General features: G+C 45.4%; 17 protein-coding genes. 9 read left to right on the top strand and 8 right to left on the bottom strand.

Translation table 11 applies throughout. The features are described from left to right. The 4 genes from NC796_RS23180 to rpsL all read right to left on the bottom strand — a co-directional run. Positions 1-127 (bottom strand): GTP-binding protein (locus tag NC796_RS23180; protein WP_310688233.1); only part of this gene is annotated, 127 nt, incomplete at its 3' end. A gap of 22 nt (positions 128-149) precedes the next feature. Then, complete coding sequence (fusA, locus tag NC796_RS23185; protein WP_310688201.1) at positions 150-2,297, bottom strand: elongation factor G; 2,148 nt, start codon at positions 2,295-2,297, stop codon at positions 150-152. A gap of 110 nt (positions 2,298-2,407) precedes the next feature. After that, entirely contained in the window at positions 2,408-2,875 is a 468-nt protein-coding gene (rpsG, locus tag NC796_RS23190; protein WP_310688202.1) for a 30S ribosomal protein S7, read from the bottom strand. 34 nt (positions 2,876-2,909) lie between these two features. Next, on the bottom strand, positions 2,910-3,281 hold the full coding sequence (gene rpsL / locus NC796_RS23195) for a 30S ribosomal protein S12 (protein ID WP_310688203.1): 372 nt from the start codon (positions 3,279-3,281) through the stop codon (positions 2,910-2,912). Between the two features lie 192 nt (positions 3,282-3,473). On the opposite strand from rpsL, the gene recG reads away from it, so the two are divergent. The 7 genes from recG (at position 3,474) to NC796_RS23230 (ending at position 10,682) form a co-directional block, all read left to right on the top strand. Further along, entirely contained in the window at positions 3,474-5,543 is a 2,070-nt protein-coding gene (recG, locus tag NC796_RS23200) for an ATP-dependent DNA helicase RecG (protein WP_310688204.1), read from the top strand. Between the two features lie 206 nt (positions 5,544-5,749). Continuing rightward, entirely contained in the window at positions 5,750-6,907 is a 1,158-nt protein-coding gene (locus tag NC796_RS23205) for a cysteine desulfurase family protein (protein WP_310688205.1), read from the top strand. Beyond that, positions 6,904-8,055 carry an XdhC/CoxI family protein gene (locus NC796_RS23210; RefSeq protein ID WP_310688206.1) on the top strand — a complete coding sequence of 384 codons (1,152 nt, stop codon included), beginning with the start codon at positions 6,904-6,906 and terminating at the stop codon, positions 8,053-8,055. Before NC796_RS23205 ends, NC796_RS23210 begins: the two co-directional genes overlap by 4 nt. Further along, entirely contained in the window at positions 8,052-8,663 is a 612-nt protein-coding gene (locus NC796_RS23215) for a nucleotidyltransferase family protein (protein WP_310688207.1), read from the top strand. The genes NC796_RS23210 and NC796_RS23215 overlap by 4 nt, the downstream gene beginning before the upstream one ends. Before the next feature lie 188 nt (positions 8,664-8,851). Then, positions 8,852-9,091, top strand: a complete 240-nt coding sequence (locus NC796_RS23220) for a MoaD/ThiS family protein (protein ID WP_310688208.1) — start codon at positions 8,852-8,854, stop codon at positions 9,089-9,091. 93 nt (positions 9,092-9,184) lie between these two features. Further along, complete coding sequence (locus NC796_RS23225) at positions 9,185-9,616, top strand: molybdenum cofactor biosynthesis protein MoaE (RefSeq protein WP_310688209.1); 432 nt, start codon at positions 9,185-9,187, stop codon at positions 9,614-9,616. Between the two features lie 310 nt (positions 9,617-9,926). Beyond that, positions 9,927-10,682, top strand: a complete 756-nt coding sequence (locus tag NC796_RS23230; protein WP_310688210.1) for a sulfite exporter TauE/SafE family protein — start codon at positions 9,927-9,929, stop codon at positions 10,680-10,682. A gap of 230 nt (positions 10,683-10,912) precedes the next feature. Here NC796_RS23230 and NC796_RS23235 read toward each other — a convergent pair whose 3' ends face one another. Then, positions 10,913-11,374 carry a DUF4112 domain-containing protein gene (locus NC796_RS23235; protein ID WP_310688211.1) on the bottom strand — a complete coding sequence of 154 codons (462 nt, stop codon included), beginning with the start codon at positions 11,372-11,374 and terminating at the stop codon, positions 10,913-10,915. A 227-nt stretch (positions 11,375-11,601) separates the two neighbouring features. On the opposite strand from NC796_RS23235, the gene NC796_RS23240 reads away from it, so the two are divergent. Next, entirely contained in the window at positions 11,602-12,666 is a 1,065-nt protein-coding gene (locus NC796_RS23240) for a DUF2279 domain-containing protein (RefSeq protein WP_310688212.1), read from the top strand. Between the two features lies 1 nt (position 12,667). On the opposite strand, the gene typA is transcribed toward NC796_RS23240, so the two are convergent. From typA to NC796_RS23255, 3 genes are all read right to left on the bottom strand, one after another. After that, positions 12,668-14,491 carry a translational GTPase TypA gene (typA, locus tag NC796_RS23245; protein WP_310688213.1) on the bottom strand — a complete coding sequence of 608 codons (1,824 nt, stop codon included), beginning with the start codon at positions 14,489-14,491 and terminating at the stop codon, positions 12,668-12,670. A gap of 242 nt (positions 14,492-14,733) precedes the next feature. Continuing rightward, on the bottom strand, positions 14,734-16,050 hold the full coding sequence (locus NC796_RS23250; RefSeq protein WP_310688214.1) for an amino acid permease: 1,317 nt from the start codon (positions 16,048-16,050) through the stop codon (positions 14,734-14,736). A gap of 183 nt (positions 16,051-16,233) precedes the next feature. Continuing rightward, a complete protein-coding gene (locus tag NC796_RS23255; protein WP_310688215.1) occupies positions 16,234-17,091 on the bottom strand; it encodes a 50S ribosomal protein L11 methyltransferase in 858 nt (285 codons plus the stop codon). A 352-nt stretch (positions 17,092-17,443) separates the two neighbouring features. Between NC796_RS23255 and NC796_RS23260 the strand changes: the two genes are divergently transcribed. Continuing rightward, positions 17,444-18,220 carry an SDR family oxidoreductase gene (locus NC796_RS23260; RefSeq protein ID WP_310688216.1) on the top strand — a complete coding sequence of 259 codons (777 nt, stop codon included), beginning with the start codon at positions 17,444-17,446 and terminating at the stop codon, positions 18,218-18,220. The last annotated feature ends 8 nt before the right edge of the window (positions 18,221-18,228 follow it).

An 18,228-nucleotide genomic window follows, 5' to 3' on the forward strand; every position in this document is an offset into this window, starting at 1 on the left:
CCCCGCCGTAGTGCTTGGCCATGACCGTCGTAATGGCCGCCGTCAGGGTCGTCTTCCCGTGATCCACGTGACCAATCGTTCCAATATTAACATGCGGCTTCGTGCGCTGAAAGGTTTCTTTTGCCATAACAGATTTTATTTAATGATGTTTAAGATCTTGATTCTAAAATTTCTTTCTCAATTGCGTCAGGAACCGGTGCATACTCAGCAAATTCCATTGAGTAAACAGCGCGACCCTGAGTGATAGAACGCAGGTCAGTAGAGTAACCGAACATCTCAGAAAGAGGAACTTTTGCAGTTACTACCGATCCTTCAGGATTGTTATCCATCTTGCCAATAATTCCTCGTCGCCCGTTGAGGTCGCCAATTACATCCCCCATATATTCTTCGGGAGTAATAATCTCGACATCCATTACAGGTTCGAGGATACTGGGTTTAGCTTTACGTGCTGCATTCCGGAATGCCAGCTTGGCACAAAGCTCAAAGCTAAAGGCATCGGAGTCAACATCGTGGTATGATCCGTCATACAAACGGAATCCAACATTCTGGACAGGATACTCTGCTTGAATTCCACCCTTCATAGCGGCTTTAAAACCTTTCTCAACAGAAGGGATGAATTCCCTCGGGATGTTACCACCCACAATTTCATCAATAAACATGAAGCCTTCATCGACACTTACCTTCTTGTCATCCTCTTCATATTCATCTTTAAAGTAATCAAGCGGAGCAATTTCAAACTCCATGTCAGCAAACTTACCACGGCCACCAGACTGCTTCTTGTAGGTCTCGCGGTGTGTAATATTTGTGGTAATCGTTTCTCGATAAGAAACCTGGGGTTTACCAACATTTGCTTCTACCTTGAATTCGCGCTTCAGGCGGTCAACAATTATTTCAAGGTGAAGCTCACCCATTCCAGCAATAATTGTTTGCCCACTTTCTTCGTCAGTCTCAACCTGGAAAGTAGGGTCTTCTTCAGCCAGCTTTACCAGTCCCGTAGTGAGCTTCTCAGCATCAGCCTTGGACTTGGGTTCAACCGCCAGCTTAATTACCGGCTCCGGAAACGTAATTTCTTCGAGCAGTATGGGCTCGTCAACATCGCAGAAAGTATCTCCTGTCCTTACTTCCTTCACACCTACTGCTGCTGCAATATCACCGGCCCGAACCACATCGAGATCCTTCTTGTCATTGGCATGCATCTCAAGGATTCGCCCAACACGTTCTCTTTTACCAGTGGTTGCATTATAGATATAAGAACCTTTTTCCAGTTCTCCCGAATAAACACGGAAGAATGTCAGCTTACCGACATATTCATCGGTCATAATTTTGAACGCAAGTGCAGAGAACGGTTCATCTACACGAGGAGCACGCTCCATCTTTATGCTGTGATCTTGAGGATCTTTACCAGACACAGGCGGGATATCATATGGGCTCGGCATATACTCAACAATCTTGTCGAGCAAAATCTGAATACCCTTGTTCTTCAATGCGGAACCACACAGTACGGGCGTAATATCCTGCTCTACCGTTGCAATTCGAATCGCATTCTCAATCTCCTCTTCCGTAATCTCCTCCTCCATGAGATACTTTTCCATAAGCGTATCATCATGGTCTGCGATAGACTCGAGCATAATCTTTCGATACTCAGCAGCCTTCTCCTGCAGATCTTCAGGAATATCAATTTCTTCGTACTTGGCACCAAGAGACTCATCATCCCATACAATACCGCGCATATTAATAAGATCTACAACACCACGGAAACCGTCTTCCTTACCAATGGGAATTTGGATAGGAATTGGATTTGCATTGAGCTTATTCCTCATCTGCTCAATCACGTTGTAAAAATCAGCCCCGGTACGATCCATCTTATTCACAAACGCCATACGAGGCACATTATACTTATTTGCCTGGCGCCATACCGTTTCTGACTGCGGCTGGACTGCCCCTACAGAACAAAAAACGCCGATTGCACCATCAAGGACTCTGAGCGACCGCTCAACCTCAACAGTAAAATCGACGTGTCCTGGCGTGTCAATAATGTTAATCCGGTGATCCTTCCATTCACAATGAGTTGCTGCAGATGTAATGGTAATACCACGTTCTTTCTCCTGGTCCATCCAGTCCATTGTAGCAGCACCATCATGAACCTCACCCATTCGGTGACTCCGACCGGTATAATATAGAATACGTTCGGTTACAGTTGTCTTACCCGCATCAATATGGGCCATAATCCCGATATTCCGGGTACGCCGTATCTTGTCCTGTATTTTCGGATCTACTTGTTTCGTTGCTTCTGCCATGGTGTTATTTACTATATATCAAAAAATCTTATGTATCAAATAAGTGTTGATGTGCATATGTGTTAACGTACTAAACCAAAACACACTAACACCTGAACACTTAAACACTTTTAGAACCTAAAGTGGGCAAATGCTTTATTCGCCTCAGCCATGCGGTGAACCTCATCCTTCTTACGTACCGCACCGCCCTCATTATTAGACGCATCCATCAGCTCGCGAGAGAGCCTGCGTGCCATTGATTTATCATTGCGACTCTTGGACGCATTAATAACCCAGCGCATTGCGAGAGATGTCCCGCGATCAGGCCGAACCTCAACAGGAACCTGATAAGTGGAACCACCAACGCGCCGCGAACGAACCTCAACGACAGGAGTTACATTGTCGAGAGCCGTCCTAAATACCTCAATTCCTTCTTCACCTGTTTTCTCTTCAATAATCTCAAAAGCCTGATAGAGAATCTTTCTTGCAATATTCTTCTTGCCATCTCTCATCAGATTGTTCACAAAACGTGTAACCAGCTTATCTCCAAAAACCGGATCTGGTTGTACAGTACGTTTTTCTGCTGTCTTTCTTCGCATATCTGTTCAGGTTAAATTCTAAATGACGAACAACTTATCTTGGCTTCTTGGTACCATAAAGACTGCGACCCTGCTTGCGGTCTTCAACGCCGGCCGTATCAAGAGTACCCCGCACAATGTGGTAACGAACACCAGGCAAGTCCTTAACCCGACCGCCACGAATCAACACAATACTGTGTTCCTGCAGGTTGTGCCCTTCGCCAGGAATATAGGCAGTTACTTCCATACCGTTAGTCAATCGCACACGAGCCACCTTACGCAATGCCGAATTTGGCTTTTTAGGCGTAGTAGTATAAACACGAGTGCAGACGCCACGCTTTTGTGGACATCCTTCTAAGGCAGGAGCAGTTGTTTTGCTCGTCTTACTTTTTCTACCTTTGCGTATGAGTTGTTGTATTGTAGGCACGTTGTTATAGTTTATTTGTTATTCAGTCAAACAAGAGTTGCCAAAGGTAAGGATTATCATGCTTCTTATGCAAATAAATTCCCCTGAAAAGTTACTATATTTCCCTTTTTCTTTAGAAAGCTGCCAGAGCAACAACAAAAGTGTCTGAAAGTTCCATTTTTTTCGATTAACTGATATAGAACGATATATCAATTGAAGCTACTCGATCTAAAAAAATTGAATACAAAGCGCCTCAACGCCCTGTCAAAGAGTGGTATTGAGAGTATCGGCGATCTGCTCCATTTCCTTCCCCGGAGGTACCTGGATCGTACGACGGTACTCCCTATCCGGAACCTCAAGGGGCAAGGAGAAGAAGTAACCGTCGTAGGTCGAATAAAAAAAATTCAGGAGGCGGGGTACGGTCACAAAAAACGTCTTGAAGTCATCTTACAGGATGATACTGCCTCTATGAAAGGTGTTTGGTTTAAGGGGGTACATTATTTTAAACGGGCATTTAAAGAGGGTGAGATTTATGCCTTCTTCGGGAAAGCCAAACGGTATGGGAAGTATGTCTCAATGGCCCACCCTGATACCGACAAGGTGGGAGATAAAAATGATCTGCAGGATTTAACCCGGATCATGCCGGTGTATCCGAGCAACAAGGCGTTTTCCAAAAGCTATATCACCAGCAAGCTGATCAACCAGTGGCAGCGCACCATCCTAAATACCCATCAGCCGCCCGAGTTCATTCCCACCCATATATTAAAGGAACAAAATCTCCCAGAACGAAAAGAGGCCTACCGGATGGTACACTTCCCTGAAAGCCAAAAGGAATACAAGAAAGCGAGGGAGCGCTTCAAATTCGAAGAGCTATTCCTGTTTGAACTCAGTGTGGCCAAGATGAAGCACACTATTATTGAGAAGCAGAATGGCCACCTGTTTACGGAAATGGGTGAGTACACTACTACGTTTTTTAATGAAATTATTCCTTTTGAACTTACTGATGGGCAGAAAGAGGCTCTTGCCGATATCAAAAAAGATGTCCGGGCCGGTCAGCAGATGAACCGCCTGATCCAGGGCGATGTGGGGTCGGGGAAAACCGTTGTGGCGATCGGTGCTATCCTGATGGCGCTCGATAACGGCTACCAGGCAGCATTCATGGCACCGACCGAAATCCTTGCCGAACAACACTATCGCACGCTCACCGAATTCCTTGACCCGCTGGATATTAACGTTCGACTGCTGGTGGGCAACCAAAAAGCAGGCCTGCGCACCGACATCCTGACGGATGTGGAAGGGGGAAACTGTGAAGTGGTCGTGGGCACGCACGCCGTCATCCAGGATGAAGTGACATTTAACAACCTGGGATTGGCGGTAATAGATGAGCAGCACCGCTTTGGGGTAAAACAGCGCGCCGAAATCCTGGAGAAGGGATCGCATCCTCACGTTTTGGTGATGTCGGCCACCCCTATCCCCCGCTCGCTGGCGATGACACTTTATAGCGATCTCGATATCTCTATCATTAAAGGACTGCCGGCGGGACGTAAGCCCGTAAAGACTGCCGTACGCCGGGATACAAACCGGCAGGATATTTACGGATTTATGAAAAGTGAACTAGCGGACGGCGGACAGGCGTATGTGGTGTACCCGCTGGTTGAGGAATCGGAGGCGATGGACTTGAAGGATGCAACCGCGGGATTTGAAAACCTCAAATCACAATTCCCAAATTACAATGTAGGATTGCTGCACGGCCGACTTAAGTCGGAGGAGAAGGATGACGTAATGCAGCAATTCATTAGCAACGAAATTCAAATCCTGGTCTCCACCACGGTTATCGAAGTTGGCGTGGATGTGCCTAACGCCAACATTATGATTATTGAACACGCCGAGCGGTTTGGGCTTTCACAACTCCATCAGCTGCGTGGACGTATCGGCCGGGGCTCCAGGCAGAGCTATTGCGTGCTCATGCAGGGACAAAAAATCAGCAAAGAGGGTCGATACCGGCTGCAAACGATGGCGAAAACCAACGACGGATTCGAAATTGCGGAGGCCGACCTCAAACTCCGTGGGCCCGGCGACTTCCTGGGTACCAAACAGAGCGGACTACCCGATTTTGAGGTAGCGGATATCGTAGAAGACGAGGGTATCCTGGAGCGGGCGAAATCCGCGGCCTGGAAGCTGATGGACCATGATCCCAATCTGCAAGAGGATGATCACCAAGAGCTTAGAAAAGTGTTTACCCCCTATTTCAAAGAGAAGGCCCGGTTTTACGGGATGGGATAGCTCAGATTAATTTGAGTTATCCATAACTTCTGAGGGACATAGGGAATTGTAACGAGAATCAGCTAATTTGAATCAGATTTATGGCCGGGTTGATGAACAGAAATTGAAAAATACAGGTAGCATGATTCTCTTAACTCTCCGTCCATTTTTTGTAGCAATTCCATATTTTGCATTGAGATAAGTTAATATTGTGAGTTCATCTACCTATGAGTAACGACACAAAAATTTATTTGGACTATAACGCAACAACGCCTGTTGATCCCAAGGTCGTGGATGCTATGTTACCATATTTTACTGATAAATTTGGTAACGCCTCGAGCCATAATCACACCTTTGGCTGGGAAGCTGAAGAAGCGGTTGAACTGGCAAGAGAACAAGTTGCTGATTTAATCGGGGCCACGGCCAATGAAATTTATTTCACATCCGGGGCTACAGAAGCTGTCAACCTGGCTATAAGAGGTCTTTGTGAGGCAAATCGTGATAAAGGAAATCACATCATAACCTGCGTTTCGGAACACAAAGCCGTACTGGATACCTGTGAAAGTTTGGAACAAGATGGATACCGGGTCACCTACCTTCAGGTTGATGCGTCCGGTTCCATTAACCTCAGGGAACTGGAAGAAGCCATCACAGATAAAACTATTTTGGTGAGTTTGATGCACGCCAATAATGAAATCGGAACGATCCATCCCCTTAAAGAAATTTCCCAAATTACCAAGTCAAAGAACATTCCATTCTTGTCTGACGCTACCCAGTCAGTTGGGAAAATCCCGGTTGATGTGCAGGAGCTCGATGTAGACATGATTGCCTTTTCTTCACATAAACTGTACGGACCAAAAGGAGTAGGAGCTCTGTATATAAGCAAAGACGACAAGCCGGAGATTTCCCCTATTCTTACTGGTGGTGGGCAGGAAAAAGGATTGCGACCCGGGACCTTGAATGTACCGGCAATTGTGGGCTTCGGGAAAGCATGTGAAATATGTGCTGATCAAATGGAATCAGATTCAAAGCGCTTGCGTCTATTACGGGATAAATTGGAATCTGAATTAGCAGAAATTGATGGCGTCCTGTTTAATGGGGCCTCAGAAAATAGATTACCTTACATGACAAGCATTTCATTTGAAAACATTGACGGGAGTAACCTTCTCCGGCGACTAAAAAATCTTGCCGTGTCACAAGGATCGGCTTGTACTTCGGCAACGCAAAAACCCTCCCATGTTCTCAAGGCGATCGGTCATTCTGATGAGCTCGCATTTTCCACAATTCGGGTGGGACTGGGCCGGTTCACTACGGAAGATGAGATCGAGCATGCCATCTGTGATATAAAGGAGATCATCCCTCAATTAAGGCTGCTTACCCAATGAGAGAAATAGAAGCTATTATATCGTCTTACGATGAAGCCCGAAATGAAGGGCACAAATGTGTATTGGCAACCGTCGTTCATGTTGAAGGATCTTCCTACCGAGCCGCCGGGGCCCGGATGCTTGTAGATGAATATGGGTTCATGACCGGGGCTATCAGCGGGGGATGCCTGGAAGGAGATGCCCTGAGAAAAGCCCTGCTAGCTCTGGATCAAAACAGATCCAAATTAATTACCTACGATACCAGCGATGAGGATGATGCTGTCATCGGCGTACAGCTGGGCTGCAATGGCATTATACAGGTACTGTTTGAGCCGATTGACCCCGAAAAGCAAAATAATCCTATCGAACTGTTGCGAAAAGCGGAGCATGCCGATCAGCCGGTAGCCCTCGTGTCGCTGTTTAATCTCGATAAAACCAAACATCAAGCAGGTATTGTATTACTGGTGGATGAACAATCAAACATCACGGGCCAGATTGATGATCAGGCGCTCTGTGAAAAGATTACATCAGTTGCCCGGAATTCACTGAAGAAACGGATTAATCATTTTGGAGAGTATCGCTCAACAAAGGATACGCAACATGCTTTTGTCGAAGTCATATCCCCGCCGCCTCGTTTAGTGTTAGTCGGCGCAGGCAACGATGCCCAGGTCTTGTCCCGAATGGCGGAACCGTTGGGATGGGATATCATTGTGGCAGACGGTCGGCCAACGCACGCCAATAAAAAGCGATTTAATTCATGCCAGGTTATCGTGACCAATCCTGGAGAGCTCCTGGATAATATCGAAATTCATGAGCAAACAGCATTCGTGCTGATGACGCACAATTACAACTATGACCTGGATGTGCTTAAGCTGCTATTGAATGAGGAACAGGTTCCGTACATCGGCATTTTGGGACCTAATAAAAAATACCAGCGAATGCTGGATGACCTGGAAGAGGACGGCATTACATTGTCAGAAGAGCAATACTCCAAAATTTATGCTCCTGTTGGATTACAGCTGGGGGCTGAAAATCCAGCAGAGATCGGTCTATCAATACTTTCGGAGATCCAGGGAGTACTAACCGACTCTGACATCCGGAGCCTTCGCGAATTGGAAGGTTCTATTCACAACAAGGAGAATCGTAAATTTAGGGAGATATCACTTTGACAGAGTCAATCAACATAGGGACAGTTATCCTGGCGGCCGGTTCATCCAGTCGATTAGGCCGACCCAAACAGCTCCTAAAGTATCAAAACAAAACGCTCCTGCAGCATATTATTGATACTGTTACACCTTTTGAATTCAATCCCTCTGTGTTGGTACTCGGCGCGTATGCCGATCAAATCCGGGACGCCACCAACCTCGTAAATGTCACAGCTATTTATAATAAGGACTGGCCTGAAGGAATTGCCTCGAGTATCCGTGTGGGAGTTGCAAAGTCTTTAAAATTGAATGCATCGCTCGATAGCATCCTCTTCCTTCTATCCGATCAGCCCTTTGTCTCCACTGATCTGATCCAAGACTTAATTGATAAGCATAATAATAGAAACCAACGTATCACAGCATGTTGTTATAAGCAAAATGTTGGCGTTCCTGCTATTTTCCAGAAACATTTTTTCCCGGAACTACAGGAGCTATCCGGTGATGTGGGAGCTAAAAAAATTATTATCCAAAACAGTGAGGAAGTCGAAGAAGTACCATTCAAGAAAGGCTCTTTTGATATAGATACCTCAGAAGATTATGAACAGCTTAAAGATAATGCTAACAGACCCTAGTGCTATGTCAACCTGGAAAATTCGGATTTCCTAGAACACAGATGACACTGACTTATGCGGATTGTTGCTGAGTATTTATAAAAATAAATTCGATCCGTGTAGAACGACATTATCGGTGTCATCCGCGTTCTCCAGGAAGTTCAAAACCCAATGCTTAAAGTGGCACTAGTTAACTTATCACTTTTAGTATGACCTTGACGATTAAATATTTCGGTTTGATTGCGGAAAAAACCGGTACCAAAGAAGAAATTATCACTCTGGATGGAGAAGGGTGGAATTTAGAAGACATTAAGGAATACTTTTTCTCGAAATATGAACTTTCAGATAATCAGTCTCTACAAATTGCCGTCAACCAGTCCCTGGGACCATCGGGTTCATTAAAAGATGGAGATGAAATCGCTTTCTTACCCCCGTTCGCCGGAGGATAGCAAAATAGAAGACTTAGAAGTTGTGAGGCTACGGTTTTTAAAAAATGGATCCAGGAAATAGCCATTTAATTAATCTTAAAAGGAGTACCTGTTATGCCTAAGAACGTTTTTGTGCAGGGAGCAATACCCCCTGAAAAAATTTCGAACTCTATTGCGAAGCACCAATCGAAAACGAGTATTGGGGGCCACAGCATATTTCTTGGCCAAGTACGAGCTGATGATGTGGATGGTAAAACTGTGGTTGCAATCGAATATACGGCGTACGAAGAAATGGCTGAGAAGGAGCTCGGAAAGATCAGGGAAAAAGCTTTTTCGAAATATGACCTGACATGTGCCCATATTTACCACAGTTTAGGTACCGTCAAAGCAGGGGAATTGTGTTTCTTCGTATTCACCTCCTCTGCACACCGTAAAGCTGCCAGAGAAGCCAACCGGTTTCTGGTTGATGAAATCAAGGAAAAGGTGCCCATTTTCGGCAAAGAAATATTTGAAGACGAATCCCACCAATGGAAGGTAAATCAATAGATGATTGACTTGACATCGCAAATTGTAGACGACTTTAGGCGAGCACACGCATATCTGCGAATCTCAATAACCGACCGGTGCAATCTACGCTGTTTTTATTGCCTACCGGAAGAAAACATTGAGCTAACGGATAAGCCCAATCTTATGTCTTGGGGGCATTCTCAATGAACAGAAGAGGGAAATGATAATAAAGGAGGTTTTTAGGGAAGCATCCCGGGATTTCTGGCCGTTTGAGGATATAAAACCTCCTTTCGATTTTCCCTCCCTTCGAAAATTCCATGCATTTTGATTTGAAAAGCAATCCCCAAAAATGAATATAGATTTCCTACCCTATATTTTCTTCCTAATAGCCCTTTTTTACAGTTCCGTTGGTTTCGGCGGTGGATCCAGTTACCTGGCAATTTTGAGTTTATTCTTAAGCGATTTTTATGAAATAAGATCTACAGCCCTTGTTCTGAATATTTGCGTCGTTACAATTGGGACTATCGTTTTTATTAGAAACCGTGTCTTCAACATAAAAAAATTCTGGCCGTTCCTTGTTTTCAGTATTCCAATGGCTTATTTGGGTGCGCAACTTCGCTTAAGCCAGAAAGCTTTCTTTCTTATTTTAGGATCGGCACTAATTATGGCGGGCGCCTTCCTGATACTAAAATTTACAGCTTACAAACTTGAGTCAAAAGAGTTTAACCTCCCCAAAAAAATATCTTTGGGTGGCAGTATTGGACTATTAGCCGGTATATCAGGGATTGGCGGTGGTATCTATCTCTCTCCTCTTTTAAATCTGACAAGCTGGCAAAATCCCCGCACAATTGCCTCATTAGCCTCGGTTTTTATACTTGTAAATTCAATTTCCGGGGTAATTGGATTGACCATGGCGGGTACATTCCATCTCAATCAGCACCTAATTTTTCAATTGATTATTGGTGTAGTACTTGGTGGAAGTATCGGTTCCTATCTGTCTAATGAGAAATTTAATCTTCGCATTTTGGGCGTTTTAACGGCTATACTTGTGGTATATGTTGGTTTGCGGTTAGTTCTGTTGCATGGATTCGAAATAAAGATCTAACAAATACTTACTTAACGTGAGATTGAGATAAGAGAATCACATTTTGCTAACGGGGAAACACGGATAATGCAGATGGTACTGATCTATGCGGATAGTCATGGTAAGATTATTTATTCCTTAAACCATAATTCCGCGGTGATCCGCACCATCACCCTCATCTGCGTTCCTTATACCCGAATGTTCAGGGTTGACAAGGCACTAGTTCCCCACCTGATATTTATCTGTAAAACCTATAATAACGCCCCAACAATCTGGGCCAGAATCCAGCCGATGAGCCATAAAAACCCAAGTATCACCGTGATAAAAAGAATGAGGAGTCCCCACAGCAAGATCTTGCTCTCGGTGGCCAATTCATCAGGATTTTGTTGCAGTTGCTCCAACAGTTCTGCGTTTCGCAGGTTAGCTTTCCACGCCACATCAAAAATTTCGCCAAGCAGTGGTAAAGCCCCGATAATAATATCTACCAAAATATATAGGAACATGCGCAGCAGTATGGATACCCTGGCTCCCAACATGACTGCGTGGATTGGAAAGTAAAGTGACAAGACTCCACCGACCCAATCACCTATACCAGGCAATAATCCCAAGATGGGGTCAATCCCAAACTTTATATCACTACCCGGAATGCTAAATTTCTGATCGAGTATATCAGCTAATTGCTGGGACCGTGACTTCTCCTTCTTTGAATACATATATCTACTTAAATTTTTCTAAAAAAATGATAGTATAAATTTATAGATAAATGGAGTATTTTTAATTGGTTATGATTCATTAAGGATTCTGTAAATCAGTTTTAATGGCAGGTTCTTAATTGTTTCAAAAGGTCACATATATTTGAATTTCACAAGAGATGCTACGTACTAGAATATCATCAATAATATGTTCTATTCGCATCAATTAACGCTTTACTTGTAGCCATATGTATACAATCAAAATCACCTTTATATACGATAAAAAAATAGGTTTTACATTATGTTTGTTGTTGAACCTATTCTTCGTGCATCTATATACAGCTTTCGCGCAAGCAGGATCCAGTAGTACGTTTTCACACAACAATCTATTTTTAAATGAATCCTGGACAGATCACTTAGTCTCAAATAGCTATCAAAATGCTATTCATGCATTGCAAACTTCACCACTCCAGCTAAATAATGTATTGAATTCCGGATATTACGCACTAGCCCCTCAGCTCACTCAAAAGTCAGAGATTGACTGGAATACATTTTCTGCTATCTCCGGAGGACTAGCAGTTTCCTATACTGGTCTGTTTCTGTACATTGAGGATCGCTGGTGGAGCAGCCCAAAAGTTCCTTTTCATTATGGTGAACACTTTTATGCCAAGGGGTTTGACAAGCTAGGTCACTTCTACGCTTCAAAGACACAAGCTATGGCTATTTCAAGACTGTACGAACTCTCAGGACTGAGTCGCAACAAATCTATACTCCTTGGTTCTGGTTTAGCTCTTACGGTACAGACGCTTATCGAACTAAAGGACGGGTGGATTACTCCCGGATTTGATCGATATGACCAACTTAGTAATCTTGTGGGGATTGGATGGTTCTTAGCCCGCGAAAACAGTGATTTTCTTCAACGGTTTAATGTCAGATGGATGTATTATCCTTCAGAAACCAGATACCGGCAACCAGCCTTCCAAAATAGAAAACTTGCAGACTACAATGGCCAAAGCTATTGGTTGAGTATGCGAATGTGGGATCTTCTCCCCTCAAAATTACAACCATACTGGCCACGTTTTATTCAACCTGCCGTGGGTGTTTCGCTCAACGACTGGCCATCAACGGCCAGAGATCCCTCATATCTTTCCTACCATCTCAGCCTAAGCTTGGATTTCAAAGAAATATTTCCTCAAAAAACGGCATTTGGTCGGATAATGGGTGATGTTTTTAATAGCATCTACCTGCCAGCCCCTGCTTTTGAGCTGCATCCCAATCCCTCTTTTAAGCTTATTTTTTATGGACAGGATTAAATCAACTTAATACTGCAGATTTCTTTTCCGCTCTTTTCCTGTCGTTGTGGTCCAGGTACATCTTGCGGATACGCAGGTTTTTGGGTGTTACCTCCAGCAGTTCATCCTTTGCAATAAATTCTATGTGCTGTTCCAGGCTCATCTTCTTGGCCGGATCAATCTTGACTGCATCAGCGGACTGTGTGGCCCGGTGGTTTGTCAGGTTTTTCTTCTTGGCCACATTCACTACCAAGTCGTCACTTCGCTTGTTGGCCCCGACTACCTGTCCCATGTAAACAGGATCGCCAGGTTCAACGAAAAATGTACCCCGATCTTTGAGTCCCTCCAGGGCATAGCTGGTCACTTCACCTTTTTCAAGTGCGATGAGCGCCCCCTGGTTACGTCCCGGAATTTCCCCAGCGTGCGGCTCATACGCATCGAATTGTTGGTGCATAATGCCTGTACCGCGCGTTTCGGTCAACATTTCACCACGAAAGCCGATTAGTCCACGTGAGGGCACTTTAAAAATCAGCCGGTTGTTGTCACCTTCCTGGGTCATCGAAGTCATAATTCCCTTGCGCTGCTGCAGGTTGTCGATCACACGGTTGCTGTAATCCTGGTGCACATCCACTACAACTTCTTCAAAGGGCTCATGTAGTTCGCCGTCAATCTCCTTGTAAAGCACTTCGGGCCGTGATACGGCAAACTCGTAACCCTCGCGCCGCATGGTTTCGGTCAAAATTGCCAGCTGCAGCTCTCCCCGACCCGATACCTTGTACACATCCGGGTTCTCAGTTTGTTCCACCTTAATAGCCACATTGGTCCGGATCTCCCGCATCAGCCGGTCTTTAAGCTGGTTGGAGGTGACATATTCGCCCTCCCGCCCGGAGAACGGGGAGTCGTTCACCCGGAAATACATCGCCATGGTCGGCTGGTCGATGTCGTAATATTCAATCGGGCTCATCTCTTCGGTGGCTGTTAACGTGTCCCCAATATCAATCTTCTGGTATCCCGCAAGGGCAAAGATATCACCTGATTCCGCTTTTTCCACCGGTTCGCGGCCCAATCCTGAAAAGGTAAAGAGCTTGGTAGCCTTGGCTTTTTCCTTCAGTTCTCCTTTGCGGTTGACCAGCGCAATCTCCTGGTTCTCCTCGATCGTCCCCTGCTCTACCCGGCCGATCGCAATACGTCCCACATAGTCATTCCAGTCCATGGCACTGACCAGCATCTTGAAAGGCTCATCTGTTTCACGCTCAGGAGCCGGTACATGTTCGAGAATGGTATCAAAAAGCGGCGTGAGATCGTCGTTGTCATCCTCCAGCTCGTGCTTGGCAATGCCGTTGATCCCCTCGGCATACAGGATCGGAAAATCGAGCTGTTCATTGCTTGCATCTAACATCACAAAGAGGTCAAAGATCTCATTCAATACCTCGTCGGGACGGGCGTCCTTGCGATCAATTTTGTTGATAACCACAATGGGCTGATATCCCAGGCTCAATGACTTCCGCAGTACAAACTTGGTTTGTGGCAACGGACCTTCGGCGGCGTCAACCAGCAAGATCACGCCGTTTACCATCTTCATAATTCGCTCCACTTCCCCGCCAAAATCGGCGTGGCCGGGGGTATCCACGATGTTAATCTTGGTATCCTTCCACTTCACCGCGGTGTTTTTAGAACTGATGGTGATTCCCTTTTCGCGCTCCAAGTCGCCGGAGTCCATTACCCGCTCCTGCACCTGTTGGTTTTCGCGGAAGGTACCGCTCTGTTTCAGCATCTGATCAACGAGTGTTGTTTTGCCGTGATCGACGTGTGCTATGATTGCTATATTTCTGATATCCTGAGACATAAGTAAAATGTAAGACTTTTAGAGACGATGCCGTACTTCGAAAAGCTGTGGCTATCGTTTATAGTAAAATTCAAAAGACGCGCAAAATAAGGTTTTATTTGCTGAATTCATTATAGAAGTGATATTATTTTTTTGTAATCAACAGCGGATGGTTGTTTTCTCTGCTGTAGACAACTTAGCGTCTACTTTAAGCAGAGCGTAATTAAGGTCTCGACGCTGAGCATCGTGGCTGAGCACCGGGTTTACCTAAGTTTCCCTATCAACAAAACGGGAATACCCACGAGAAGAATGCCCACTCCAAAGAGGGCGCCGATCCCGGTGAAGGTGAGGCTTGAGTAGAGCATATAAAGGCAGGTGAGAATAAACAGAATGGGAGTTACCGGGTAAAAGGGGACGCTGTAGGGACGATCATCACTACCATTTCTAAATCGGAATATGAAGAGGGAAATGCCGGTAAGCATAAAGAAGAACCAGAAAACGGGTGCAGTATAATCCACCATGGTGGAGACTGCATCCTCGGTTACGGCACCCAACACTACCAGCAACAGTGCTATCCCTCCCTGCACCAGCAAAGCATTCACTGGTGTATTGTGATCTGGACTCCACGTTCCCAGGAATTTGAGGAATGAGAAATCTCGTCCCAGGGCGTAATTGGTCCTTGCACCGGTTATTATGGTTGCATTAGCGGTGGAAAGAGCTGCAATAATTACAATGAATGAGAGCAGTATCGCTCCCCCGGATCCTAATATAGCGGCCGTAAGATCGGCTCCAACTGCCTGCGTGTTTCGGAGGCCTTCCAACCCCAAGACGTGCAGAAAAGCGTAGTTAACGGACACATATATCAATGTGATGACGCCAATCCCGGCGGCCAGAACCCGAACCATATTCTGCTTCACATTCTTAATTTCGCCAGACAGGTAAGAAACTTCGTTCCATCCGCCGTAGGTTAACAGCACAAAAATCATGGCTGCACCCATAGTTCCCGTATCAGGGGAAGTGAAGCTCCCTTTTGCCGGAAGGGCCTGTGTAATTCCCAAGAATGCCGCCAACAGGAGAACCACTACTATGACGGTTGTAACAATATTCTGGGTTTTCTTGGAGGGATTCGTTCCCCATAAATTAAGTGCTGTTAATCCTATCACAGTGAGTGCGGCATAGATGGTTGAACTGTAACTTCCCAACGGTAGCACCCTGCTTGCATAATCTCCCAGTATAAAGCCGGCCAGGGCGATAGATCCCGTTTGTATCACCGTCATTCTTCCCCAGGAAAACAGAAATCCCAGCGAGGAACCGTATGCCCGGCTTAAAAAATGGTATTCTCCGCCCGCATCAGGGTAGGCAGCAGCGAGTTCGGCATAGCATAACGCACCAATCAGAGAGATGGCACCACCGGCAACCCAAAAAGCCAAAAACTCAAATTCGCTACCGGCATTGCTGGCGACGAGCGGTGGCAGCCGGAAGATTCCGATCCCAATCACAATACCCACAAGGACCGCCACGGCGTTTAGATTCGAAAAAACCGGTTGTGGTGCACCACCATCGCGGGTGATTCTGTTCATACGTCAGTTTTTTAAAGCTGTTAAAACAGAAATGTTATAATGTTAGCTGAAACTCAGCAGATCTGTGAAATACTGCTCCAAATTCCGAGTTATTGGTTAATGGTTATTAGTTGTTTTGGCAAAAGATCCTGCAAATAGCCTCAACCAATAACCACTAGACCAATAAACAATTGACTAACCGTCCTAGTTTTTTGTAGCCGACCAGTCTAGAACACGATCATTTTCACCATCATGAATCTGAACCGTTCCAGTGATGCTGTTCCCTTCGATACGACCGCTATACACATATCGCTGACTACCGTCCGTAGCGGTAAAACTGATCCGTTGCCCCTTGACCACTGCGTGATTGGTCTCAAGGCTGCTGCCACTTCTTTGCAGCGTAATATCGATCTTCTGATACTGCTGGCTGACAGATAGGTCGAAATTATCTCCTTCTACATCCCAGCTCCATTCGCCACTGGCATCGGCTGGAATTATCCAGTAATAAATGGTGTGATTTCTTCCGGTTGAGCTCTCCACTCTCATTGTGCTGTCGGGTTCCCAGTCGCCCATATCGAAACTGTGGGAAACGATGCGGGTTCCCGGGCGCAGATCTTCAAAAAGGCGGGGGCGCAACTTGCGATTTACACTCGTCAGCAAGTACATGGTTATAACAGAGGCCTGACGGATATCGGTCTCAAAAATATCTTCCTGTAGAAAAACAACCCGATCTTCAACGCCATTTTTCTCGGCATTGGCACGCGCCTCAGAAATACGTTGGGGATCCAGGTCAACTCCATGCCCCACTGCCCCTCGCTTGGCAGCCGTTACAACGATACGGCCATCTCCTGATCCAAGATCAATGACATAATCCCCGGGCTCAACATTGGTGACCTCGAGCATCTTGTTCACAACGGGCTGAGGTGTAGGCACGTAAGGGACATCAAGATCCTGTCCCTCTGCTTGCAGCGTAAACAATCCGACGAACACGAAAGGTATTAACAACTGTTTTAGCACATAAAATCGCTCTTTTACTAATTTTGTTCTTTTGTATGAGCTCATTCAGATTCTCCTTTTCAGCTTAATGTTAATTGATGATTTGATAGATGAACGTATAAACCAGGCTACTGCTCAATGAATACAGGTTTAGTATAAATCCCACCACATAAGTTTATGAAAAACTTAATATTAGGATAAAGTGCAAGATGTCAAACAAATAAGTTAATATTTAACTTTTTTAACAGGTCCGTATACCCTGAAGTCCAGATAAGTTAGATGGCTTTTGGGCTGTTTGGTTCCAAAAACGCACCTTGAATTTGGAATTAATAAGAGTGACTTTTCACGGCATGAGTTCGAAATCCGCAGGGTTTTATAAAACTATTTTATACCTAATCAAATTTACATTTAACATCTTATGGATTTAAAAATAGATAATCAGCGTTTTTTGGTATGTGGAGCAAGCAGCGGTTTTGGCAGGGCTATTGCTGAACAACTTCTCGATGAGGGGGCATCGATTATTGCTGTGGCCCGGCGCAAAGAGAAGCTGGATGAGTTAAAAAAGGAATACGGGGAAGCAGTGGCCGTTGTTGTGGGCGACTTAACCAAAGATGAAACGCACAATGAAATTGAATCGGCTATTGGGAATAGTACACTACACGGGGTGGTCATTAATTCGGGAGGGCCGCCCGCTCTTACTCCACTTGAAACCGCACTCTATGACTGGGACAAGGCCTATGAATCTGTCATGCGCTGGAAAATTGAGCTGGTTTTGCGCCTGGTCTCTTACTTTACTGCCGGTGATTACGGCCGTATTTTGTTTGTTGAAAGTAAATCAGTAAAGCAGCCGATTCCTTCGCTTGTATTGAGTAATTCTTACCGCGCCGCAGTGGTTGGATTTGCCAAATCCCTGTCGCAAGAAGTTGCAGGAAAAGGGATCACAGTGAATGTGCTGGCTCCCGGCGCCCACGATACTCCAGCCATCAATCGCGTGATAAAAAAGAGAAGCGACGACAGCGGGAAGTCGCTCGAAGAAGTCCGCCAGGAGATGGAAGCAGGTGTCCCGGTCGGTCGATTTGGCAAGCCTGAAGAGTTCGCCTCCCTTGCCGCGTGGATTCTTTCTCCCCATGCTTCTTATGTCACCGGTCAGACGATCAGCCATGATGGCGGAGCGATCCAAGGCATATTTGGTTAATCATAGAA

The sequence above is a fragment of the Aliifodinibius sp. S!AR15-10 genome (assembly GCF_031569985.1).
Classification (GTDB): domain Bacteria; phylum Bacteroidota; class Rhodothermia; order Balneolales; family Balneolaceae; genus JAMQKA01.

Coding starts and splice junctions, on each gene's coding strand:
- NC796_RS23205 (WP_310688205.1), top strand. CDS start 5,750: ATGAGTAACGACACAAAAATTTATTTGGACTATAACGCAACAACGCCT.
- NC796_RS23210 (WP_310688206.1), top strand. CDS start 6,904: ATGAGAGAAATAGAAGCTATTATATCGTCTTACGATGAAGCCCGAAAT.
- NC796_RS23235 (WP_310688211.1), bottom strand. CDS start 11,374: ATGTATTCAAAGAAGGAGAAGTCACGGTCCCAGCAATTAGCTGATATA.
- NC796_RS23250 (WP_310688214.1), bottom strand. CDS start 16,050: ATGAACAGAATCACCCGCGATGGTGGTGCACCACAACCGGTTTTTTCG.
- NC796_RS23230 (WP_310688210.1), top strand. CDS start 9,927: ATGAATATAGATTTCCTACCCTATATTTTCTTCCTAATAGCCCTTTTT.
- typA (WP_310688213.1), bottom strand. CDS start 14,491: ATGTCTCAGGATATCAGAAATATAGCAATCATAGCACACGTCGATCAC.
- fusA (WP_310688201.1), bottom strand. CDS start 2,297: ATGGCAGAAGCAACGAAACAAGTAGATCCGAAAATACAGGACAAGATA.
- NC796_RS23260 (WP_310688216.1), top strand. CDS start 17,444: ATGGATTTAAAAATAGATAATCAGCGTTTTTTGGTATGTGGAGCAAGC.
- NC796_RS23240 (WP_310688212.1), top strand. CDS start 11,602: ATGTATACAATCAAAATCACCTTTATATACGATAAAAAAATAGGTTTT.
- NC796_RS23225 (WP_310688209.1), top strand. CDS start 9,185: ATGCCTAAGAACGTTTTTGTGCAGGGAGCAATACCCCCTGAAAAAATT.
- rpsG (WP_310688202.1), bottom strand. CDS start 2,875: ATGCGAAGAAAGACAGCAGAAAAACGTACTGTACAACCAGATCCGGTT.
- NC796_RS23220 (WP_310688208.1), top strand. CDS start 8,852: ATGACCTTGACGATTAAATATTTCGGTTTGATTGCGGAAAAAACCGGT.
- NC796_RS23255 (WP_310688215.1), bottom strand. CDS start 17,091: ATGAGCTCATACAAAAGAACAAAATTAGTAAAAGAGCGATTTTATGTG.